The sequence below is a fragment of the Faecalibacillus intestinalis genome (assembly GCF_003024685.1).
GTDB lineage: Bacteria > Bacillota_I > Bacilli_A > Erysipelotrichales > Coprobacillaceae > Faecalibacillus > Faecalibacillus intestinalis.
On the sequence record NZ_PYLQ01000001.1, the window covers coordinates 265587 to 285240 of the forward strand.

A 19654-nucleotide genomic window follows, 5' to 3' on the forward strand; every position below is an offset into this window, starting at 1 on the left:
ATAACGTGACTAAAAAAAGAAAAAAGGAGGATTTTATGGCAACTTTTCAAGATTTTAAATTACAAGAATATTGTAATCAAGTAATTAAAGAGTTAGGTTTTAAAAAGCCAACCCCAATACAAGAAAAAGTCATTCCCCTTGTATTAAAAAATAGAGATATTATCGGGATTTCACAAACAGGGACAGGTAAATCACATGCATTTTTATTACCAATCATGTCTCGTATTGATGTCAATAAAGATTGTGTGCAAGCTGTTATTACAGCACCAACAAGAGAACTTGCTTCTCAATTATTTAATAACGCTAAAACATTTACAAAATATTTACCAGAATTACGTGTTTCATTGATTGTTGGAGGAAGTGATCGTCAAAGAGCTGTTAATAAACTTTCAACACAACCACACGTGGTTATTGGAACACCAGGACGTATCAAAGATTTATCTTTAGATGCGCAAGCTTTACAAATTACAACAGCAAAAACTTTTGTAGTCGATGAAGCAGATATGACATTAGAATTTGGTTATTTAGAAGATATTGATGCTGTGGCAGGAAAAATGGCTGATGATCTACAAATGATGGTTTTCTCAGCAACGATTCCACAAAATCTAAGACCATTTTTAAAGAAATATATGCAAAGTCCAATTACTATTGAAATCGATAGTAAACTTGCTACAACAGCCAATGTTGAACATATTTTACTCGCAACGAAGCATCAAGATCGTTATGATGTTTTAAAGAAGATCATGGCAACAATTGATCCTTATATTTGTATTATTTTCGCGAATAAAAGAACAGAAGTATCAAAGATTACGCGACAATTAAGAGAAGATGGTTATAAAGTTGGAGAAATCCACGGAGATTTAGAACCTCGTGAAAGAAAGAAAATGATGCGACAAATCAATAACAATGAATATCAATACATTGTTGCGACAGATATTGCTGCACGTGGAATTGATATTGATGGTGTTTCTCATGTCATTAATATGCAATTTCCAACAGAACCTGATTTTTATATTCATCGAAGTGGACGTTCAGGGCGTGGAAACTATACAGGTATTTGTTATAGTATGTATGATACAACAGATGAAAAAAATATTGCAATTCTTGAAAGAAAAGGAATTGAATTTAAGAATATGCAACTTAAAAACGGACAATTTGTGGATTTAGGACAAAGAGAAAAACGTAAAAAACGTATTCGTCAACAAACTGAACTTGAAAAACAAGTTCAAATGATTATCCGTAAACCTAAAAAAGTAAAACCAGGATATAAAAAGAAACGTAAATATCAAGTTGAACAAGTTGTACGTAAACAAAAACGTGCGATGATTCGTGATGATATCCGTCGTCAAAAGAAAGAACGTGCCCGTCAAGCACAAATCGCTAAACGTATGGAGGAAGGCAATGATAATTGGTAGTCATGTCTCAATGTCTGGAAAAGACATGCTTTTAGGTTCAGTAAAAGAAGCTTTATCTTATGGTGCTAATACGTTTATGTTTTATACAGGTGCACCACAAAATACGAGAAGAAAAGCCATTAGTGAATTAAAGGTGGAAGAGGCAAAAGCTTTAATGAAGGAAAATAACATTGATTTAAAAAATGTTGTTGTTCATGCACCTTATATCATTAATCTTGCTAATACGGTTAAAGAAGAAACTTTTGAATTAGCTGTTAACTTCTTAAAACAAGAACTCCAAAGATGTCAAGATATTGGGACATCGATTCTTGTTTTACATCCTGGAAGTCATGTAAAAGCTGGAGAAGAAGTGGGTCTTCAACAAATCATTAAAGGTTTAAATGAAGTATTAAAAGATACACCTTATCAAGGAAAGATTGCTTTAGAAACAATGGCAGGAAAAGGCAGTGAGTTAGGAAAGACATTTGAAGAAATCAATTATTTGATTTCTCATTGTGATTATCCTGAAAAATTAGGGGTTTGTTTAGATACGTGTCATATTCATGACGCAGGATACGATTTATCAAATTTTGATGCAATTTTAGATGAATTTGATCGTATTATTGATTTAGATCGTTTACTTGTTGTTCATTTGAATGATTCTAAAAATGTTCAAGGAGCTCATAAAGATCGTCATGCAAATCTTGGCTTAGGTGAGATTGGTTTTGATATTTTAAATGGGATTGCTCATAATGAAAGAATAAAAGATGTTCCTAAGATTTTAGAAACACCTTATATTGATGGTAAAGCTCCTTATAAAGAAGAAATAGATATGTTGAAAAATCAAGAATTTAGAAATATTGAAGTATGATTTTGAAACAAAGATTTCAATTTTAAACTAGTGGCAACACTAGTTTTTTTCATAATTGATTGAAATAGAATAGGTAAATAATGTTCACTACAGAGTAAAAAACGGTTTTGATCTATCACTTGATAGATCACCTTCAAATCTTCTTCATTTAGCTCTAATGCTTGTATTTCCTTATTGCTTCTAAAGTCTTCATACGATAAAAAATGTTCAATGAATAAATTTTCCATAGTTTTACGCCTCCATAGTTATATATATGAAAAAAAGATGGTTATTATGAATTAACCATCTTTAAAATTTCATCTTTGAGCGTTTGTACCATATCTTCTTGTTTAACTTTTTTAATAATTTTTCCTTTTTTGATTAATAATCCTTCTTTAACACCACCGGCAATACCAATATCGGCATTTTTGGCCTCACCTGGACCGTTAACTGCACAACCCATAATGGCTACGGTAATATCTTGATGGATATTATTTAAGAAATCTTCAATTTCTTTAGCGACTGGAATCAAATCATATTGAATTCTTCCACAAGTTGGACAAGATACAAGGGTAGGAACATTTTTAATTAACCCCAATTCTTTAAGCAATGTTTTTGCTACTTTAATTTCTTCTACAGGATAATCACTTAAAGAAACACGAATCGTATTTCCAATTCCTTGATATAATAAAGTACCAATACCTAAAGAAGATTTAATTGTTCCTCCAAGTTTTGTTCCTGCTTCTGTAACCCCTAAATGAAGGGGACAATCAAAGGTTTCACTAGCAAGTGTATAGGCCTCAATTGTAAGCATTGTATCGGAAGATTTTAAAGAAATACAATAATCATGGAAATCTAGACTTTCCAAAATATCAATATGTTTCTTTGCACTTTCAATCATTCCTTTAGCAGTAGGACGACCATATTTTTCTAAGATATCTTTTTCTAAAGAACCACTATTGACACCAATACGAATAGGAATATGATGTTCTTTACAAGATTCAACAACGGCTTTTACCTTTTCAATACTTCCAATATTTCCAGGATTGATACGAATTTTATCAATTCCTGATTCAATCGCAATCAAAGCTAAACGATAGTCAAAATGAATATCGGCAACTAAAGGAATATGCACTTGTTTTTTAATATCTGCTATCGCATATGCATCTTCTTTGTCAAAAACAGCCATTCTGACCATTTCACAACCGGCATCTTCCAATTCTTGAATTTGTTTAACGGTTGCTTCCACATTTTTAGTTTTGGTATTTGTCATGGATTGAATAATGACATGATTATTACCACCTAATGTTAAATTTCCTACTTGAAACGCTCTTGTTTCTTCTCTTTTCATTTCTATCACCTAATACTATTATAAATTATTTTACCAGCTTTTCAAATTCATTTAATAAATCTTCAAAATAATGGAAAGCATCATCATAAATAGCGTCATCTAAAGGATCAACACCCGCATGACTTAATAAGTCAACAGGAGATTCTTTTCCACCTGATTTTAAGAAGTTTAAATAACGTTCAACTTGTTGCGTGTCACCATTTAATATACGTTTAACGATAGCTAAAGCAACAGTCATTCCTAAAGTGTATTTATAAACATAATAATCATAATAGAAATGAGGAACATAATAACAAGACCAACCTACAAGTTCATCCATTTTTACATCTTCACCAAAGTATTCTTGATTCAATTTTGCATAAAGATCAGTCATGATTTTAGAAGACATGGGCTCATTGTTTTTAGCCATTTCATGAAGACGATGTTCAAAGTCCGCAAACATCGGTTGTCTAAAAATAAGACCAACACAGTTTTCTAATTGTTCATACATATAATAGGCTTTTTCTTCTTTTGATGAAGTATGATCCATCATATAGTTGATAAGTAAGGTTTCATTAACGGTTGAAGCGACTTCCGCTACAAAAATACGATAATTACTATTAATATAGTCTTGATTATGGCTTGATAAATACGTATGCACACTATGACCTAATTCATGGATCATTGTTGATAATGAATTATAGTCACCAATAAAGTTCATTAAGATATAAGGTTGTGTTAAATAGCTTCCACTACTATAAGCACCACCACGTTTACCAGTAGTAGGGTAGTAATCGATCCATCTTTCATCTTTAGCACGGTTAATAATAGCTAAATAATCTTTACCAAAAGGAGCTAAAGCTTGATTGATGATGTCAAAGCATTCTTCAATTGTAAATTTTTTAGAAACACTTTTTACAAGAGGAACTGATAAATCATAATTATAAAGTTCATCTAGCCCAAGAATTTCTTTTTTTAAATGATTATAGCGATGGAATAAATAACGATATTCATTATTTGCTTTATCTAAAATCTTAAAAAATAAATCGATAGGAACATCATCATTAAAAACACTTGCCGCAAGGGGTGAATCAAAATGACGAATATCACTATAAAAAGCATCTTTTTTCATAACCCCTGAAAGAGTTGAGGCAAAGGTATTTTCAAAACGCTGATATTCTTTAAAGAAATGATGGTAGGCTTGTTTTCTAACGTTTCTATTTTTATTCTTTAAAAATTCATTAAGTGTTGCTTGATTTAATGTTTTCTTTTGACCATTGACTTCAACATCTTCAAATTCTAGACGTAAAGAATCAAAAACTTGTTCTGCTAATTCAGAGATATTGTCTACTTTTGCAACTAATTCTTCTTGTTCTTTATCTAATAAATGAGGTTTAAAAGCTAAAGCATTTTCTAAAGAATACCGATAAGATTTTAAACGTTCATCTTTTAAATATTCTCTTACCGTTTCATCGTTTTCAACGATTTCATTATCAACAAATACAAGTTTAACACTTGATTGTTGAATCAGTGACATCACTGTAGCAAGCATTTTTTGATATTCTTGTTCTTTAGGTTCTACATCACAGTTTAAATGCGCAAAACAGTAAGCTTTACTTACAAGCATTGACATTTCATCACGCTTTGATAAAAAACGTAAAAGGATATCAACGCTTTCGGTCATTTTTCCTTTAAATGAAGTCAATTCATCAAGTAATTGTTGACTGACTTCTATATCATGATAAAACTCTTGAGGATCTTGATAAATTTTAGAAAGATCCCAAGTATATTTTTCTTCTATATCTTTTCTTTCCATAAATACATCTCCTTGTAATGTAAAAATATTTTACTCTTATTTTATTTCAAAGTCTATTAACATTATAATCAAGAAAAGAAAGAATAAACAAAAAAACCAGACATTTGTCTGGTTTCAATGATTAGATTGAGTTAACTAATTTAGCTAATTTAGATTTTTGTCTAATAGCGTAATTTTTATGATGGATTCCTTTGTTTACATAAGAATCTAATTTGCTAGAAGCGATTACTAATGCTTTTTCAGCAGCTTCTTTATTTCCAGCTTCAACTTCAGCTCTTACGTTTTTGATTGCAGTTTTTAAAGCTGATTTATAAGAAGCGTTTTTAGCTCTTTTTTTGTTATCGTTTTTATAACGTTTAATTTGTTGTTTCATATTTGCCATGATTTTTCACCTCGCTTTGCAATTTGCCACTTCATTATATATAAAAAGTCAAGGAATTGCAACAATTTTGTGTAATTTGTTGGAAATAAGGGAATAATTATGCAGGTGAGAATATGAATAAGTATAATACACATAGTGATTTAGCGAAAGAATCATTGGATTTATTAAAAGAAGGAAAACATTATCAAAGAAAGATTGAAAAAAAGGAGGACTTTTCAATTGAAACATATGAATTTTTAGAAGATACGGAGTATTTAAAAAAAGGAAAGTATATTGAATTTTTTTTTAAAGATCATATTTCTAATATCAGTGAACAAATAACAAAAATATTAAAAGAAATGATAGATCAAAATGAATATCCTCGTATTTTAGTTACAGGACTTGGTAATCCTTATTTAACCAGTGATGCGATTGGACCACGTACTTTAAGAGATATTCGCGTCACGCATTATTTAGATGATAGTCTTAAATTAGAAAATCATTATTATGATATTTTATCACTTACACCAGGTGTGATGTATCAAACAGGAGTAGAAACAGTTGAAGTGATCCAGGCAATGGTCGATCAGTTTCAAATAGATTTAGTGATAGTTATTGATGCTTTATGTGCAAAAGATTATCAAAAATTAGGGCATGTTATCCAAATTAATAATGTCGGTATTCATCCTGGTAGTGGAATTGGTAATCACCGTCAAGCTATTCAAGAAGAAACCGTAGGATGTCCAGTCATTGCGATAGGGGTACCGACTGTTATTTATGCCAGTTCAATTGTTAAAGATGTTTTTCAATTAATGAAAGATTATTTTGGAGATGCTATTGATATAAAAAATAGATTAAAAATTGGGAAAAGAGAAAAATATGAAGGGACTCTTTCATCAAGTCAACAACGTTATTTATTAGGTCATATTGGGAGTCTTGATCAAGAGGAATTAGAATCTTTATTACAAGAAATATTGACACCGATTGATCGTAATTTTGTGATGGCTGATAAACAAATTGATGAAACAGTTGAAAGGATGAGTGCTCTTCTAGCAAAGGCTCTGAATGACTTGAGGTATAATTATTGATTTGTCTCATATATTTGAATAAATACAAGGAGAGCGCCTATGAAAATAAAAGTATCTATTCAAATTATTTTCAAAATAATGATCATTGTTTTAATGATTATCTACTTACCTTCTTATAGTCATCAAAATGTGAAAGTTTTTAAAGCAATTTCTACTACCGAAGCCTTGCAAACGAGTGTACCGGTTACATCTAATAAAAAAGTACACATTTATAATACCCATCAAGGAGAAGAGTATGTTGGATATAATGTAAGAGATGGAGCGGGTTATTTAAAGGATTGTTTAAATAAAGAAGGCTATTTTTGTGATGTAGAACAAAATGATTTTGAAAATTATAAAAATTTGCACAGAATTGCATATAATCAATCTTATGTTGTTTCTAAAATGTATTTAGAAAATTCATTAAGAGAAAATGGACAATATGATTTAGTTATTGATTTCCATCGTGATAGTCTGGATAAAAAATACTCAACGCTTACGTATAATCAAAAAAGTTATGCTAAAATTATGTTTGTTGTTGGAAAAAGCAGTGGTAAGTTTGAAATGGTTAATCAATTATCTACTGAATTATCTAATAAAGCAAATGAAAAGGTACCAGGGTTATCAAGAGGTATTATGGTTAAAAAGAATCATTATAATCAAGGAATTTGTGATCATACGGTTTTAATTGAATTTGGTGGGCAAAGTAATACGAAAGAAGAAGTTCAAAATACAATAGAAGTCATTTCTCAAGTGATAAAGGAGTATTTACAATGAAAGAACTTTTAATTGATTTTACAATGGTTGGCTTGTTGTTATTTTGTTTAAATGGGTTATTTAATAATCATTATGTACAAAATGAATTGGTTTCTAAAAATATTATTACTTTTGAAGAAAATATAAAAAAGCAAAAAGAAATTAAAACAAATGAAGGTCTCTATGATAATCAAAAAGATAATACACTTTCTTTAATTGTTAAAAAAATAAGTGAGATATGTATCCAAATAATTCAAACAATTGTCTTGCTTATCTCTCAATTTATTAGTAATATCTTATAGAAGGATGTGAAAAAAATGAATCAATTAAAAATTGTATTTATGGGAACAGCTACATTTTCAGAAGCTGTTTTAAAAAGTTTAATTCAACACGATTACAATATCGTACAAGTTGTCTCACAACCAGATCGTCGTGTTGGTAGAAAAAAAGAATTAAAAATGCCAGAGGTCAAAGTGGTGGCTTTAGAACATGATATACCAGTCTTTCAACCACAACGTATTAAAGAAGATTATCAAGCTATTATCGATATGCAACCTGATTTAATTATTACAGCGGCTTATGGACAAATGATTCCTCAAGAAGTTTTAGATTGTCCACGCCTTGGATGTATTAATGTTCATGCTTCATTATTACCTAAATATCGTGGAGGAGCACCTGTTCATTATGCTATTTTAAATGGTGATGAAAAAACAGGGGTCACTATCATGTATATGGTTAAGAAAATGGATGCAGGAAATATTATTTATCAAAAAGAAACACCTATTTCTAATGATGAAACAGTAGGAGAACTTTATGATCGTTTATCTACTTTAGGTGCAGAAGCGATTATTGAAGCGTTACCTTCGATTATTGATGGAACAAATGCCTCAATACCTCAAGATGAAACTTTAGTAACTTATTCTCCAGTTATTTCTAGAGAACAAGAAAAGATCGATTTTGATAAACCTGCTCAAGAAGTTTATAACAAAGTTAGAGGATTAAATCCTTGGCCAGGAGCTTATACAACATATCTTGGAAAAACAGTAAAGATTTATCAAGGACTTGTACATAATTGTCCAAATGCTATGAGTCATCATGCACATCAAGCACCAGGAACAATTGTTAAGATTTTTAAAGATGCTATTGGTGTAAAGGTACAAGACGGTGTCTTTATTATTACTGAATTTCAATTAGAAGGTAAAAAACGTATGCTTGTTAAAGATTATTTAAATGGGCATAATATCTTTGAAGTTGATCAAAAGTTTGAATAATTAAAATAGCGCTGAGATGCGCTATTTTTTGTATGTGACAACTTTTCGATAACCGGTTTGAAAATCAACTTCGTTTTCCAAAGTTTCTTTATTTTTTAAATGTTCAATATTTCTTATAACAAGTTCTGTATAATAATTTCTAACACTTTGCCAAACAAAACCACCAGAACTATGAGGTGTGATTAAAACATTTTCAAATTTCCATAATGGTGAGGTATTAGATAACGGTTCTTCTTCAACCACATCTAAGCCAACACCATAGAGATGTTCTTGATTTAAAACCTCAATTAAATCATTTGTATCAATAGCACTTCCTCTGCCTACATTAATTAATACAGCATCTTTTTTCATTTTTAATAGTTTTTCTGTATTAAAAAGATGATAAGTTTCTTTACTTTGAGGTAAAGATAAAATAACAAAGTCCATGGTTGGTAGAAGCTTATCTAATTGATCTAAAGAAGATACTTCATCTACATAAGGAAGATCATCTTGGACTCTTCTTTTAATAGCAGTAATATGACAATCAAAAGTTTTCAACCTTCTAGCAATTTCATAACCGATATCACCATATCCCACAATGCAAACACGACTATGATAAATTTCTTTTCCTGTTTTTAAAGGATTCCAATTACCTTCATTCATTTGTAAGGCATAAGTTTTTAAATTCTTACAAAGCGTAATCATCATTCCTATGACTTGTTCACTAATAGCATTTCCATAACTACCAGAAGCATTGGTAAGTTTGGTATTTTCATTTAAAATACCTGTTTTAATATATTGATCACTACCAGCACTGTTTAGGAGTATTGCTTGTAGATGCTCTTGATTTAAGTTTAAATTAAGTTTTGGATTTCCTATAATAACATCCACTTGATCAATATTTTCTTGGGTTGGTTTTCTATTAATAATGAATATATCATTTTTAAAATGTTCTTGGATTTTTTTGATTTCAGCATCTTGTAATGGGGCACATATTAAGATTTTCATAAATCCACCTCCATAAACATTCTAACAAAAAAAGGATTAATTTTTCAAAAAAAGAAGATTTTTTTAATTATTATTGAAAAGATTTTATCGAACCAATGAAAGTGTTTTCAAATTAAAACAAAATATAGTAAAATAGAACTAGATTGAAATAAAGGGGAAAACAACAATGAGAATGGTTGATTTAATAGAATATAAAAAAAATAATGGTGAGTTTAATCATCAACAAATTCAATTTATTATTGATGGTTATGTTGAAGGAAGTATTCCTGATTATCAAATGTCTGCTTTATTAATGGCTATTTGTTTTCAAGGTTTAACATTAAAGGAAACAGCCTTGCTAACAAAAGTTATGGAAGAAAGTGGGGATATTATAGATTTATCCAAAATAGAAGGGGTTAAAGTTGATAAACATTCAACAGGTGGTGTTGGTGATAAAACCTCACTTGTTTTAGGGCCTATTGTGGCTGCCTGTGGTGGTAAAATGGCTAAGATGTCAGGAAGAGGTTTAGGGCATACAGGTGGTACGCTTGATAAGCTTGAATCAATTCCAGGCTATCAAATTAATATTTCAGAAGAAGATTTTATTAATCAAGTCAATGAAATAGGACTAGCTATTATTGGTCAAAGTGCTTCACTTGTACCTGCTGATAAAAAGTTATATGCTTTGCGAGATGTTACAGGAACAGTTTCTTGTATACCTTTAATCGCTTCTTCTATTATGTCTAAAAAATTAGCGAGTGGGGCTGATACGATTTTATTAGATGTTAAATATGGAAATGGTGCATTTATGCAAACCATTGAAGAAGCTAAAGAACTTGCTCAAACAATGATTTCTATTGGAAAGCATTGTCATAAAAATACGAGAGCGACAATTTCAAGTATGTCACAACCTTTAGGAAATGCAATTGGGAATAGTTTAGAAGTTATTGAAGCTATTGAAACCTTGAAAGGAAATGGCCCTGAAGATTTAAGAGAACTTTGTTTAAATGAAGGTAGTGAAATGCTTGTTCAAGCAAATCTTTATCCAAATAAAAAAGAAGCGTATCAAGCTTTACAAGAAGTGATGGATAATGGAAAAGCTTTAGAAAAATTTAAAGAAATGGTCAAAGCTCAAGGTGGAGATGTTTCATATATAGAAAATACTGAACTATTTGAAAAACCAAGTGCTATAATAGAATTAACTTCAAAGAAAACAGGTTATATTCAAGCATTAGAAGCAAAAAAATTAGGGATTGTTTCGATGAAACTTGGTGGTGGTCGTATGACAAAAGAAGAAGATATCGATCATGCAGTGGGACTTGTTTTAAATAAAAAAATAGGGGATCATGTAGATATTGGTGAAAAATTATTAACTGTTTATGCAAGAGATGATTTATCTCCAGAATTGTTAGATGAAATTTATCAAAGTTATACAATTGTTGATGAATTTGTTGAAAAACCTATTTTGATTGAAGAATTCATGAAGTAGAGGTAAGCACAATGAAATATGTATTTTTTGATATTGATGGAACAATTCGTGGTAAAAGTAGAGAGATTACTAAAAGAAATAGAGAAGCCATTTGTAAGCTAAGAGAAAATGGACATAAAGCTTTCTTATGTACGGGGAGAGCGCCTGTTTCAATTACTCAAGATATTTTAGATGTCGGTTTTGATGGTGTGATTTCAGCTGCAGGTAGTTTTATTCAAATTGATGGAAAATATATTTATGAAAACTTTCTTGATTCAAAACGTCTCCAACAAGCTATTGTTTTATTTTCTAATGCGCAGGTAGGTTTTACACTTGAAACCAAAGATGAACTTTTTCAATCAGGTTATGCTAGAGAATATATGGAAAGAAGACAAATCAAAGATACACAAGCCAATCCAGAACTTGCACGTTTCTTTGAAAAAAGAAATCAAGCTTTTAAACCAATTACAGAATATAATCCTGGTAAAGATAAAGTGACTAAAATTGTTTTTATTGCATATGATAAATATGCATTGCTTGATACAGTTCCTCATTTAAGTAAAGATTTTAATGTGGTTTTATTTTCAAAGCCAGAAGATGATTTTATTAATGGGGAAATTATTTCAAAGAATTGTACAAAAGCAGATGCTATTGAAAGAGTGATCGATTATTATCATGCAAGTATGGAAGATACGATTGCATTTGGAGATAGTATGAATGACTATCAAATGATAGAAAAAGTAAATAAAGGAATTGTTTTTGAAGGTGCTAAAGAAAAATTATTAGATATTTCTTATGATACTTTTATTGATCCAGATCAAGATGGGATAGCTTTAAGTCTTGAAAAACTAGGTTTAATAAAGAAAGGATAGGTACGTATGGGAAATGTACTTCTAGCAAGAATACTTGAATACTTTAATGGAACATTGTTTTTAGATGATAATTATCGTTTTTGTGTATTCTTTATTGAAAACTATATAGATTTTTATAAAATGACTTTAGAAGAAGTGGTTGAAAAATCAAAAATTTCTCAAGAAGCAATTTTAAACTTCTTAAAACATTTAGGATTTGATGACTATGCTTCTTTTCAAGATCAACTTTATGCGGATGTTATTTTAAGACAAGATCAAATTCGTTCAAGAATGTTAGGATTAAAGATGGATGATTTATTTAAACAAATTCATTTATGTGATGATCAAGATAAATTTATTTGTGATTTGGATCATATTTGTCATGATATTTCTACTTCTAAAAGAGTGGTTATTATTGGGGCACTTTATCCAATATCGATTGCTGTTGAATTTCAAACAGATTTGATTACTTTTGGAAAACCAGTTTTCCAATATCATTCTTTTGATAATCAACTTATCTTAAATAAAGATGATTATGTCATTTTTGTTTCAGCAACAGGAAGAGCTTATGATGCGTTTATGGAGCAACATCAAGGTTTTGATATTAATCGTTCACAATTCTTACTTATTACCCAAAATAAAAAGTATAAAAGTCAAATTGGCGAAGAACGTGTGATATATGTAGCAAGTTCAAGATATGATAGTATTGATTTTAACTATCGCTTGATGTCAATCTTTGATATTATGCGTGTTACTTATTATAAAAAATATCATTTTATTTAAAGGAGGAGCTTATGAATATACTACTTTCTAGAATATTAAAATATTTAAATGGAACATTATTTTTAGATGACGCTTATCGTTTTTGTGTATTCTTTATCCTTCATTATCAAGATTTTGACAGTTATACGATTGAAGATATTGCTGGTGAATTACAAACAACACCTGAAAGTATTTTAAACTTTTTAAAATACTTAGGTTTTGATAATTATCTTTCTTTTATAGAAATTTATCAACGACATAAACAAGTACGTTTTGAACAAATTCAAGAACGTATGAAAAATATACATGTTTCTTCATATGTTGAACGTATTAAAGTTTCTAATGATAATGAAGCTTTCTTAAAGAAAATTGAAGAAGTATGTACAAAAATTCATGATTCAAAACGTGTAATTTTAGTAGGTGCTCTTTACCCGATGTCTATTGCCGTTGAATTTCAAACAGATATGATTTCTTTTGGTAAAACAGTACTCCAATATCATACGTATGATAAAGATATGATTTTTAATGAAAATGACTATGTTATCTTTATTTCTTCATCAGGAAGATCATTAGAAGGTTTTATGTATACGCGAACAAATCTCTCTTTACAAAATACAACTTCTTTACTTGTTACTCAAAATCCAACCTATGCAAGAAAGAAACTCACAACTGATACAATTCAAGTACCAGGAAGATTTGATGGCATTAATTTCAATTATCAAATAATGACAATTTTTGATTTAATACGCGTGATGTATTATCAAAAATATATTGAAAATGTACCAACAAATCACTAATTATCAACCTTATAATGAACAAGAAGCAAAAGACAAGGAACTTTTATTAAAAGTTCTTAAACAAAAAGATGTTTTGACAAGAGAAAATGAAGTAGGGCATTTTACAGTTTCTTGTTGGGTTTTAAATCAAAATCATAATAAGGTTTTAATGTGCTATCATAAAGTTTATAATTCTTGGTCTTGGTTAGGTGGACACGTAGATGGTGAGAAGAATTTTAAAAAAGTTGCTTTAAAGGAAGTACAAGAGGAAAGTGGATTAGAAAATGTATCATTTATGAGTGATGATTTATTTTCTTTAGAAGTATTAACAGTAGATGGACATGTTAAAAGAGGAAAATATGTTTCAAGTCATCTTCATTATAATGTGACTTATTTAATGGAAGCAAATGATCAAGATGAGTTAAAGATTAAAGAAGATGAAAATAAGGGACTACGATGGTTTAGTTTTGAAGATGCTTTAAAAGCATCTACCGAACCATGGTTTGTTGAAAATATTTATTCTAAACTTAATAGTAAAGTAAAAGACTATCTTAAGCGATAGCCTTTTTTAGATTCTCAATATCATCATTATTTGGATGCTTGAGTGCTTCATAATAATTATCAATTAATAAATTTATATTATCTGGAGCATGATTTCCTTCTTTTAACTTTAAATATCTTTGTAAGACAGTTTCAGGCATCTTTCCTTGGCACATAAAGCTTCCTATAACTTCATTACTTTCATCAATACTTTCTTTAACTTTATCAATGATTTTTTTAAAATAATCATCGCTTTTACCAAAACCAGCGGTACCAAATAAGAAAATCTTTTGATGATGTAATGTTTTTAAATAATCTAAAGCTTCTTTACTAGCGTTACCTTTATCAGTCCAAAATCCTACATAGATAATATCTGAATTTTCAACATTCTTTTTAATAGCTTGAGCTAAAAGTTGGGTATTACCTGTTTGACTAAAATAAATCAACATATTTTATTTAACAACTCCTTCTACTCTTGTAATTGGCATAGCAAAAGCAATACCTGTGTTATGATTTTCTAAACCACCTAAAGCTTTATCAATGGTTTCAAAAACAAGATCAACTTGTTCGTCTTTAATAATGAAAAACATTGTTTTACTATCAGGACGAGCTTGTTCAAGAAAAAGTCTCAATGAACCTAAAATATAACTTTCATCACTTTCTTGAATATAAGAAATCATTCCTTGAGAATCAATGATTGTTCCACCACTTACTCCTGCTTTTTTTAGTTTAGTTAATAAATCTTGTAATAGTTCTGTTTTATGTAAAACAACAAATACAACTTGCATCACGGTCACCTCTTAATCTTATTTTACACTTATTTTTCTTTTTGAAAAAGAATTATTTAAAAGTTTGAATATGCTGATAAAGAGCACCAATTAAATTTGCATCGTTTCTAAATTTACAAGCAACAATTTCAGGATGATAAACATCAAAACCTAAATGTTCATAGATTTCATCTAAATTTTTATTAATCAATTCAATTAATAAAGGTTGAGCAGAAATACCGCCACCAATAGCCACCTTTTCACAATCAAAAATAATGTGTACATTAAAGATTTGAGTTGCGACTTCCTTAGCAAAAGCATCGATTCCTTTAATGACTTTTTCATTACCCTTATTAGCCATTTCAAAGATTTCAATTCCAGTATATTCTTTGTCTGTTTCAAGGGCTTCTTGAACACGTTGTAATAACCCAGAAATACCATTTCTCGTACTCCAAGCATGATTCCAACTAATAGGGTCTAGATTATTGGTCTTAATAAAAGAAAATTCACCCGCTGAAAAATGTTTTCCTGTATGAACTTTATGATCTTTAATCAAACATCCACCAATCCCAGTTCCTAAAATAACCACAGCGCCATCTTGAATATCTTGGAGATTTCCAAAACCAATTTCCGCATTAGCAGCACATTTAGCGTCATTACCAATTGTAATATTTGTTGGACAACGCTTCTTTAAAACTTCTACAGTTTCTAATTTATCAATATAACGTAAAGCACCACCAGTATATTGATAGCCTCTTTCAGGATCAATGATACCAGGCATAGAAAGGGCCATACCATTGATTTGATCTTGAAATTGATCATAGATTTTTCCAATTGTTTCAATAAAGTTTTCAAGGGTATCCATAGGAGTTGGTACACTTGATTTTTCTAAAATAGTTAAATCTTCTTGCATTAACGCATACTTGATGGCACTGCCACCAACATCTAATGTTAAATATGTTTTCATAAACTTCCTCCCATATATTATTATATAATAGAAGGAATGAAATGGGTATCATTTTTGTTTATTCATATCTTTTAAACAAGGTCCTTCAATAAGTTTTCCATAACAATCAAAAATAGATTGATGACAGGGACAATGCCATATTTGATGTTTTTCATCAAAAGAAAGTAGACCTTTTAAATGAGGACAGTAGGGAGAAAAATAATGATAAATACCTTGCTTATCTAAATAAACAGCATAGAGTTTATGATTGATTTTCATTAATCCTCCTTGACCTCTTTGTAAATTTTTCTTGGTATGAAAATGAAATTTGACATAACCAAGATAAAGATGATGAAGCATTTGTTTCAAATATATTTTAGAATAACTTAAAGAATAATAATGACATGAAAATAAGGAAAGATAGGCATTATCGTTATTTAAATAAAGATCTTTAATGATTTTAGACGCTAAAAAAGAATTTGTCATACCCCATTTTTGAAAACCATAAATAAAATATTCATGTTCTTTATAACGCCCCATGTAAGGAATACCTCTTAAGGGAATCGTATCTTGTGCAAACCAATCTTTACTCTTAGAATTAATAACTAAAGCATGATTCTTTAAAGGACGATAACTTTCTGTAAGATCGATAGAGAGGGTACATTGATTTCCTGTTCTTTGTTTTAAATCAATACTTTCTAAAGATTGAAACATTTTTAAAAAGTAGAAACCTTTTTTTATAAAAGGATAACGCGAGGCATGAATGAGATCTTGGCAGATAATACGATGTCCTTGTACATAGACAAGAAAATCGTTTTTTCTTTTTATAATTTTATCAACACGACTATGTTCATAAAATTGAACATTTTTCTTTTGACAACATTTCACAAGATGATAGAGATATTTTAAAGGATGAAAGATATATTGATGATGCAAACTGATTGTTTTTAAATGTTTTTGATTGTCAAAAACAGTTTCACCAAAGAATTGTAAATAATGTTGTTCTTTTTCAAGTTTTTCAACATTTTTTAAATTATCAGTATATAAAGACATCGTACATTCTTTTAAACAACAATCAATTTTTTCTTTTTCAATTAAATCTTTAATACCTTTTATTGCTTCTTTTTGACTTTGATAGTATAGATAAGCTGTTTCAATATTATAATGTTTAACAAGTTTTTGATAAATAAGATCTTGTAAAAGAGTAATTTTAGCCGTTGTACATCCACTGGTATGACAACCTAAAAGATCCTTTTCAACAACAGTTATTTGTTTATCTGTTTCTTTTAATTGATAAGCGCATGAAATGCCGGATAGACCACCACCAATAATAAGAATGTCGGTTTTTATATCTTTATTTAATTGTTTAAAACAAGGATGTTGACTTGTCTTTTGCCAATAAGATTCATTCATAAAATCACCTGCTTTATTATGAAACAAAAACGCATTTTTTATACAGAAAATGATATAATAAGCCAAAAGGATAAAAAAGATTTATAAATTTTGGAGGTATACATGAATATAACAGTTTATTTAGGGGCAAGTAATGGAAATGATCAAAACCTTATTTTAGCATCAAGAGAACTTGGTAAGTGGATTGGTGAAAATGGACATACACTTGTTTATGGAGGTTCTAAATGTGGCTTAATGGGAGAATTGGCTGAAAGTGTATTAAAGGTAAAAGGAAAAGTCATAGGAGTTGAACCACAGTTTTTCATTGATGCTGGTTTTGATTATCCTGAAATAACTCAATTAATTGTGACGCAAGATATGAGTGAAAGAAAGGCAAAGATGATTGAATTAGGAGATGCGTTTATTGCTTTTCCAGGAGGAACAGGAACGTTAGAAGAGATTACAGAAGTTATGTCTAAAGTCTCATTGAAACATTTAAAAACACCTTGTATGCTTTATAATTTAAATGGATATTATGATGATTTAAAGAAACTTTTAAATAAGATGATTGCTTTTGATTTATCATCTAAGGAAAAACAAGAAGGTATTTATTTTGTGGAAAATTTAGAGGGAATAAAAGAAATATTAAAATAAGAAGATGTTTCTAAAAAAGAAAATCGATGAAAATGATTTTCTTTTTTTACAAAATCAACTACAATAAAGGCATTGGAGGATTATTATGAAAGTACTAGCAAGTGATTATGATGGAACATTATTATTTAATGAAAAGTTTAAAGAAGGGGATTTAAAGAAAATCAAGGAATTTCAAAAAGTAGGCAACTTATTTGGTTTATGTAGTGGAAGACCTTTTAAAGGTATTTACGAATTTTGTAAACCTTATATTGATTTTGATTTCTATATTTTATGTACAGGAGCACTTGTACTCAATAAAGAAAGAGAAGTTATTTATAAAAGTACGATTTCTAAACATTTATTACATGAATTTTATGATCGTTATCAAAAAGATTATGATATTTTTATTCAAGCTAATATGCAAATTTATACATTTTTAAAAGAAGACTTAGGTTCAATGGTTAGACAAGTTATTACTTCTTTAGATGAAGTAGAAGGAGATATTTATGGTTTATCCATGAATGCGAAAACGGATGAAAACGCGAGAAAAGTATGTCTTGATATTGAAGAACATTTTCCTGAATTAACAGCACATCAAAATAAAGAATATATTGATATTACTGAAAAAGGATGTTCTAAAGGTTTAGGAATTTTAAAATTAAAAGAATTAATGCATTTAGAGGAAGTTGCCGGAATTGGGGATTCGTATAATGACATTCCTATGTTAGAAACCGTGGATCATTCTTTTACTTTTCCAACATCACCAGAAAGTTTAACATCGATTGTTGATGATGTAGTTGATAGTGTGGAAGAAGCGCTTGATATTTTAATGAAAGAATAATGAAAATATTACAACAACTTAAAGAAAATCATTATACTGAATCAGAACAACAAGTCATTGATTATTTATTAGATCATTTAGAAGATTTAACTTTACTTTCAATCAATGATCTAGCAAAAAAGAGCTATACTTCAAATGCCACGATTATTCGTTTATGTCATAAAGTAGGCTATCAAGGGTATCGACAATTTAAATTGGCTTTATTACAGGAACTTGAAGCTAATAAATATATGGTAAGTCAAGTAGACTATACAATCCCATTTCAAGTCAATGAAACAAGTGAACAAATCATTCAAAACATGTTTTCTCTTTATCAAGAAAGTATTCAACAAGTCTATCATCATTTATCTATTAAAACCTTAAATAAAATAGCAACATTGATGGTACAAAAGAAAAGAGTTTTTATTTATGGTTATGGCGATAGCCAAATAACAGCAGCAAACTTTATTAATAAACTAGCAAAGCTTAATTTATTTCCTGTCTTAGCAACTCAATATGGGGAAGAAATCTATATTTCCAAACAATTACAGCCAGGAGATTTTGCTTTGTTTATCTCTTATAGTGGAGAAAATACATCCCTTTTAGAATGTATGAAAATCTTAAATCAAAAAGGAATTCAAACAGCTTTGGTTACTGCTAATCTTCAAAGTCCACTTGTTGTTTATAGTCAATATCAGATTATGATTCCTGACTATGAAAAACAAAATAAAATTGCAACTTTCTATTCTCAACTTGCCTTTATGTACATCTTAAATAATTTACATGCGCTTATTTATCATCTTAAAAATAAGTGAACCAAAAGTTCAGTTTAACTGAGCTTTTTTTCATTTACCTTGAACCTTATTTCCATAATGAGATGCATCTCTT

Annotated in this window: 23 protein-coding genes; 14 read left to right on the forward strand and 9 right to left on the reverse strand. The window is 29.4% G+C overall.

Features of this window, described 5'->3' with window-relative positions; genetic code table 11:
* The first annotated feature begins 35 nt into the window (after positions 1 to 35).
* Positions 36 to 1415 carry a DEAD/DEAH box helicase gene (locus tag C7U54_RS01365; RefSeq protein ID WP_032090367.1) on the forward strand — a complete coding sequence of 460 codons (1380 nt, stop codon included), beginning with the start codon at positions 36 to 38 and terminating at the stop codon, positions 1413 to 1415.
* Complete coding sequence (locus C7U54_RS01370; RefSeq protein WP_107029034.1) at positions 1402 to 2265, forward strand: deoxyribonuclease IV; 864 nt, start codon at positions 1402 to 1404, stop codon at positions 2263 to 2265. The genes C7U54_RS01365 and C7U54_RS01370 overlap by 14 nt, the downstream gene beginning before the upstream one ends.
* Here C7U54_RS01370 and C7U54_RS01375 read toward each other — a convergent pair.
* The 4 genes from C7U54_RS01375 to rpsT form a co-directional block, all read right to left on the reverse strand.
* Positions 2238 to 2492 carry a hypothetical protein gene (locus C7U54_RS01375; RefSeq protein ID WP_107029035.1) on the reverse strand — a complete coding sequence of 85 codons (255 nt, stop codon included), beginning with the start codon at positions 2490 to 2492 and terminating at the stop codon, positions 2238 to 2240. The genes C7U54_RS01370 and C7U54_RS01375 overlap by 28 nt on opposite strands.
* A gap of 44 nt (positions 2493 to 2536) precedes the next feature.
* Positions 2537 to 3595, reverse strand: coding sequence for a flavodoxin-dependent (E)-4-hydroxy-3-methylbut-2-enyl-diphosphate synthase (gene ispG, locus C7U54_RS01380; RefSeq protein WP_107029036.1), 1059 nt, complete (start codon positions 3593 to 3595; stop codon positions 2537 to 2539).
* A gap of 25 nt (positions 3596 to 3620) precedes the next feature.
* On the reverse strand, positions 3621 to 5390 hold the full coding sequence (pepF, locus tag C7U54_RS01385) for an oligoendopeptidase F (protein WP_107029037.1): 1770 nt from the start codon (positions 5388 to 5390) through the stop codon (positions 3621 to 3623).
* A 121-nt stretch (positions 5391 to 5511) separates the two neighbouring features.
* Entirely contained in the window at positions 5512 to 5772 is a 261-nt protein-coding gene (rpsT, locus tag C7U54_RS01390) for a 30S ribosomal protein S20 (RefSeq protein ID WP_022002730.1), read from the reverse strand.
* Between the two features lie 113 nt (positions 5773 to 5885).
* Between rpsT and gpr the strand changes: the two genes are divergently transcribed.
* The 4 genes from gpr to fmt are packed head-to-tail and all read left to right on the forward strand — an operon-like array spanning position 5886 to position 8845.
* Positions 5886 to 6839 carry a GPR endopeptidase gene (gene gpr / locus C7U54_RS01395; protein WP_107029038.1) on the forward strand — a complete coding sequence of 318 codons (954 nt, stop codon included), beginning with the start codon at positions 5886 to 5888 and terminating at the stop codon, positions 6837 to 6839.
* 39 nt (positions 6840 to 6878) lie between these two features.
* Positions 6879 to 7595, forward strand: a complete 717-nt coding sequence (gene spoIIP, locus C7U54_RS01400) for a stage II sporulation protein P (RefSeq protein ID WP_107029039.1) — start codon at positions 6879 to 6881, stop codon at positions 7593 to 7595.
* Positions 7592 to 7876: a hypothetical protein gene (locus C7U54_RS01405; protein ID WP_107029040.1), complete on the forward strand. Its 285-nt coding sequence runs from the start codon at positions 7592 to 7594 to the stop codon at positions 7874 to 7876. Before spoIIP ends, C7U54_RS01405 begins: the two co-directional genes overlap by 4 nt.
* Positions 7877 to 7891: 15 nt before the next feature.
* The gene (gene fmt / locus C7U54_RS01410; RefSeq protein WP_107029041.1) at positions 7892 to 8845 is read left to right on the forward strand and encodes a methionyl-tRNA formyltransferase; all 954 of its coding nucleotides are present in this window, start codon (positions 7892 to 7894) and stop codon (positions 8843 to 8845) included.
* A gap of 21 nt (positions 8846 to 8866) precedes the next feature.
* On the opposite strand, the gene C7U54_RS01415 is transcribed toward fmt, so the two are convergent.
* Entirely contained in the window at positions 8867 to 9832 is a 966-nt protein-coding gene (locus C7U54_RS01415) for a D-2-hydroxyacid dehydrogenase (protein WP_107029042.1), read from the reverse strand.
* A gap of 166 nt (positions 9833 to 9998) precedes the next feature.
* Between C7U54_RS01415 and C7U54_RS01420 the strand changes: the two genes are divergently transcribed.
* Genes C7U54_RS01420 through C7U54_RS01440 form a run of 5 tightly spaced genes read left to right on the forward strand, consistent with a single transcriptional unit; the run spans position 9999 to position 14230 of the window.
* On the forward strand, positions 9999 to 11300 hold the full coding sequence (locus C7U54_RS01420) for a pyrimidine-nucleoside phosphorylase (RefSeq protein ID WP_107029043.1): 1302 nt from the start codon (positions 9999 to 10001) through the stop codon (positions 11298 to 11300).
* Between the two features lie 11 nt (positions 11301 to 11311).
* Positions 11312 to 12151 carry a Cof-type HAD-IIB family hydrolase gene (locus tag C7U54_RS01425; protein WP_107029044.1) on the forward strand — a complete coding sequence of 280 codons (840 nt, stop codon included), beginning with the start codon at positions 11312 to 11314 and terminating at the stop codon, positions 12149 to 12151.
* A 6-nt stretch (positions 12152 to 12157) separates the two neighbouring features.
* A complete protein-coding gene (locus C7U54_RS01430; protein ID WP_022002722.1) occupies positions 12158 to 12913 on the forward strand; it encodes a MurR/RpiR family transcriptional regulator in 756 nt (251 codons plus the stop codon).
* An 11-nt stretch (positions 12914 to 12924) separates the two neighbouring features.
* Complete coding sequence (locus C7U54_RS01435) at positions 12925 to 13689, forward strand: MurR/RpiR family transcriptional regulator (RefSeq protein WP_022002721.1); 765 nt, start codon at positions 12925 to 12927, stop codon at positions 13687 to 13689.
* Complete coding sequence (locus tag C7U54_RS01440; protein ID WP_107029045.1) at positions 13670 to 14230, forward strand: NUDIX hydrolase; 561 nt, start codon at positions 13670 to 13672, stop codon at positions 14228 to 14230. The genes C7U54_RS01435 and C7U54_RS01440 overlap by 20 nt, the downstream gene beginning before the upstream one ends.
* On the opposite strand, the gene bilS is transcribed toward C7U54_RS01440, so the two are convergent.
* From bilS to C7U54_RS01460, 4 genes are read right to left on the reverse strand one after another with little or no spacing between them, the layout of a single operon-like run.
* The gene (bilS, locus tag C7U54_RS01445) at positions 14220 to 14657 is read right to left on the reverse strand and encodes a flavodoxin family protein BilS (RefSeq protein ID WP_107029046.1); all 438 of its coding nucleotides are present in this window, start codon (positions 14655 to 14657) and stop codon (positions 14220 to 14222) included. The genes C7U54_RS01440 and bilS overlap by 11 nt on opposite strands.
* Positions 14658 to 14660: 3 nt before the next feature.
* Positions 14661 to 14996 carry a P-II family nitrogen regulator gene (locus C7U54_RS01450; RefSeq protein ID WP_107029047.1) on the reverse strand — a complete coding sequence of 112 codons (336 nt, stop codon included), beginning with the start codon at positions 14994 to 14996 and terminating at the stop codon, positions 14661 to 14663.
* A 52-nt stretch (positions 14997 to 15048) separates the two neighbouring features.
* Entirely contained in the window at positions 15049 to 15942 is an 894-nt protein-coding gene (locus tag C7U54_RS01455) for an ROK family protein (protein WP_022002717.1), read from the reverse strand.
* Between the two features lie 48 nt (positions 15943 to 15990).
* Positions 15991 to 17334, reverse strand: coding sequence for an FAD-dependent oxidoreductase (locus C7U54_RS01460; RefSeq protein WP_022002716.1), 1344 nt, complete (start codon positions 17332 to 17334; stop codon positions 15991 to 15993).
* Positions 17335 to 17436: 102 nt separating this feature from the next.
* Between C7U54_RS01460 and C7U54_RS01465 the strand changes: the two genes are divergently transcribed.
* The 3 genes from C7U54_RS01465 (at position 17437) to C7U54_RS01475 (ending at position 19581) form a co-directional block, all read left to right on the forward strand.
* Positions 17437 to 17967 (forward strand): LOG family protein, encoded by a 531-nt coding sequence (locus C7U54_RS01465; RefSeq protein ID WP_107029048.1) that lies wholly within the window; start codon positions 17437 to 17439, stop codon positions 17965 to 17967.
* A gap of 85 nt (positions 17968 to 18052) precedes the next feature.
* A complete protein-coding gene (locus C7U54_RS01470; protein WP_107029049.1) occupies positions 18053 to 18787 on the forward strand; it encodes an HAD family hydrolase in 735 nt (244 codons plus the stop codon).
* The gene (locus tag C7U54_RS01475) at positions 18787 to 19581 is read left to right on the forward strand and encodes a MurR/RpiR family transcriptional regulator (protein WP_107029050.1); all 795 of its coding nucleotides are present in this window, start codon (positions 18787 to 18789) and stop codon (positions 19579 to 19581) included. Before C7U54_RS01470 ends, C7U54_RS01475 begins: the two co-directional genes overlap by 1 nt.
* The last annotated feature ends 73 nt before the right edge of the window (positions 19582 to 19654 follow it).

Excerpts from the sequence above, each read along its gene's own strand:
- rpsT (WP_022002730.1), bottom strand. The coding sequence starts at position 5,772 with ATGGCAAATATGAAACAACAAATTAAACGTTATAAAAACGATAACAAA.
- C7U54_RS01465 (WP_107029048.1), top strand. The coding sequence starts at position 17,437 with ATGAATATAACAGTTTATTTAGGGGCAAGTAATGGAAATGATCAAAAC.
- C7U54_RS01450 (WP_107029047.1), bottom strand. The coding sequence starts at position 14,996 with ATGCAAGTTGTATTTGTTGTTTTACATAAAACAGAACTATTACAAGAT.
- C7U54_RS01415 (WP_107029042.1), bottom strand. The coding sequence starts at position 9,832 with ATGAAAATCTTAATATGTGCCCCATTACAAGATGCTGAAATCAAAAAA.
- pepF (WP_107029037.1), bottom strand. The coding sequence starts at position 5,390 with ATGGAAAGAAAAGATATAGAAGAAAAATATACTTGGGATCTTTCTAAA.
- C7U54_RS01430 (WP_022002722.1), top strand. The coding sequence starts at position 12,158 with ATGGGAAATGTACTTCTAGCAAGAATACTTGAATACTTTAATGGAACA.
- gpr (WP_107029038.1), top strand. The coding sequence starts at position 5,886 with ATGAATAAGTATAATACACATAGTGATTTAGCGAAAGAATCATTGGAT.
- C7U54_RS01370 (WP_107029034.1), top strand. The coding sequence starts at position 1,402 with ATGATAATTGGTAGTCATGTCTCAATGTCTGGAAAAGACATGCTTTTA.
- C7U54_RS01365 (WP_032090367.1), top strand. The coding sequence starts at position 36 with ATGGCAACTTTTCAAGATTTTAAATTACAAGAATATTGTAATCAAGTA.
- fmt (WP_107029041.1), top strand. The coding sequence starts at position 7,892 with ATGAATCAATTAAAAATTGTATTTATGGGAACAGCTACATTTTCAGAA.
- bilS (WP_107029046.1), bottom strand. The coding sequence starts at position 14,657 with ATGTTGATTTATTTTAGTCAAACAGGTAATACCCAACTTTTAGCTCAA.
- C7U54_RS01420 (WP_107029043.1), top strand. The coding sequence starts at position 9,999 with ATGAGAATGGTTGATTTAATAGAATATAAAAAAAATAATGGTGAGTTT.
- C7U54_RS01475 (WP_107029050.1), top strand. The coding sequence starts at position 18,787 with ATGAAAATATTACAACAACTTAAAGAAAATCATTATACTGAATCAGAA.
- C7U54_RS01375 (WP_107029035.1), bottom strand. The coding sequence starts at position 2,492 with ATGGAAAATTTATTCATTGAACATTTTTTATCGTATGAAGACTTTAGA.
- spoIIP (WP_107029039.1), top strand. The coding sequence starts at position 6,879 with ATGAAAATAAAAGTATCTATTCAAATTATTTTCAAAATAATGATCATT.
- C7U54_RS01435 (WP_022002721.1), top strand. The coding sequence starts at position 12,925 with ATGAATATACTACTTTCTAGAATATTAAAATATTTAAATGGAACATTA.
- C7U54_RS01455 (WP_022002717.1), bottom strand. The coding sequence starts at position 15,942 with ATGAAAACATATTTAACATTAGATGTTGGTGGCAGTGCCATCAAGTAT.
- C7U54_RS01405 (WP_107029040.1), top strand. The coding sequence starts at position 7,592 with ATGAAAGAACTTTTAATTGATTTTACAATGGTTGGCTTGTTGTTATTT.
- C7U54_RS01440 (WP_107029045.1), top strand. The coding sequence starts at position 13,670 with ATGTACCAACAAATCACTAATTATCAACCTTATAATGAACAAGAAGCA.
- ispG (WP_107029036.1), bottom strand. The coding sequence starts at position 3,595 with ATGAAAAGAGAAGAAACAAGAGCGTTTCAAGTAGGAAATTTAACATTA.
- C7U54_RS01425 (WP_107029044.1), top strand. The coding sequence starts at position 11,312 with ATGAAATATGTATTTTTTGATATTGATGGAACAATTCGTGGTAAAAGT.
- C7U54_RS01470 (WP_107029049.1), top strand. The coding sequence starts at position 18,053 with ATGAAAGTACTAGCAAGTGATTATGATGGAACATTATTATTTAATGAA.
- C7U54_RS01460 (WP_022002716.1), bottom strand. The coding sequence starts at position 17,334 with ATGAATGAATCTTATTGGCAAAAGACAAGTCAACATCCTTGTTTTAAA.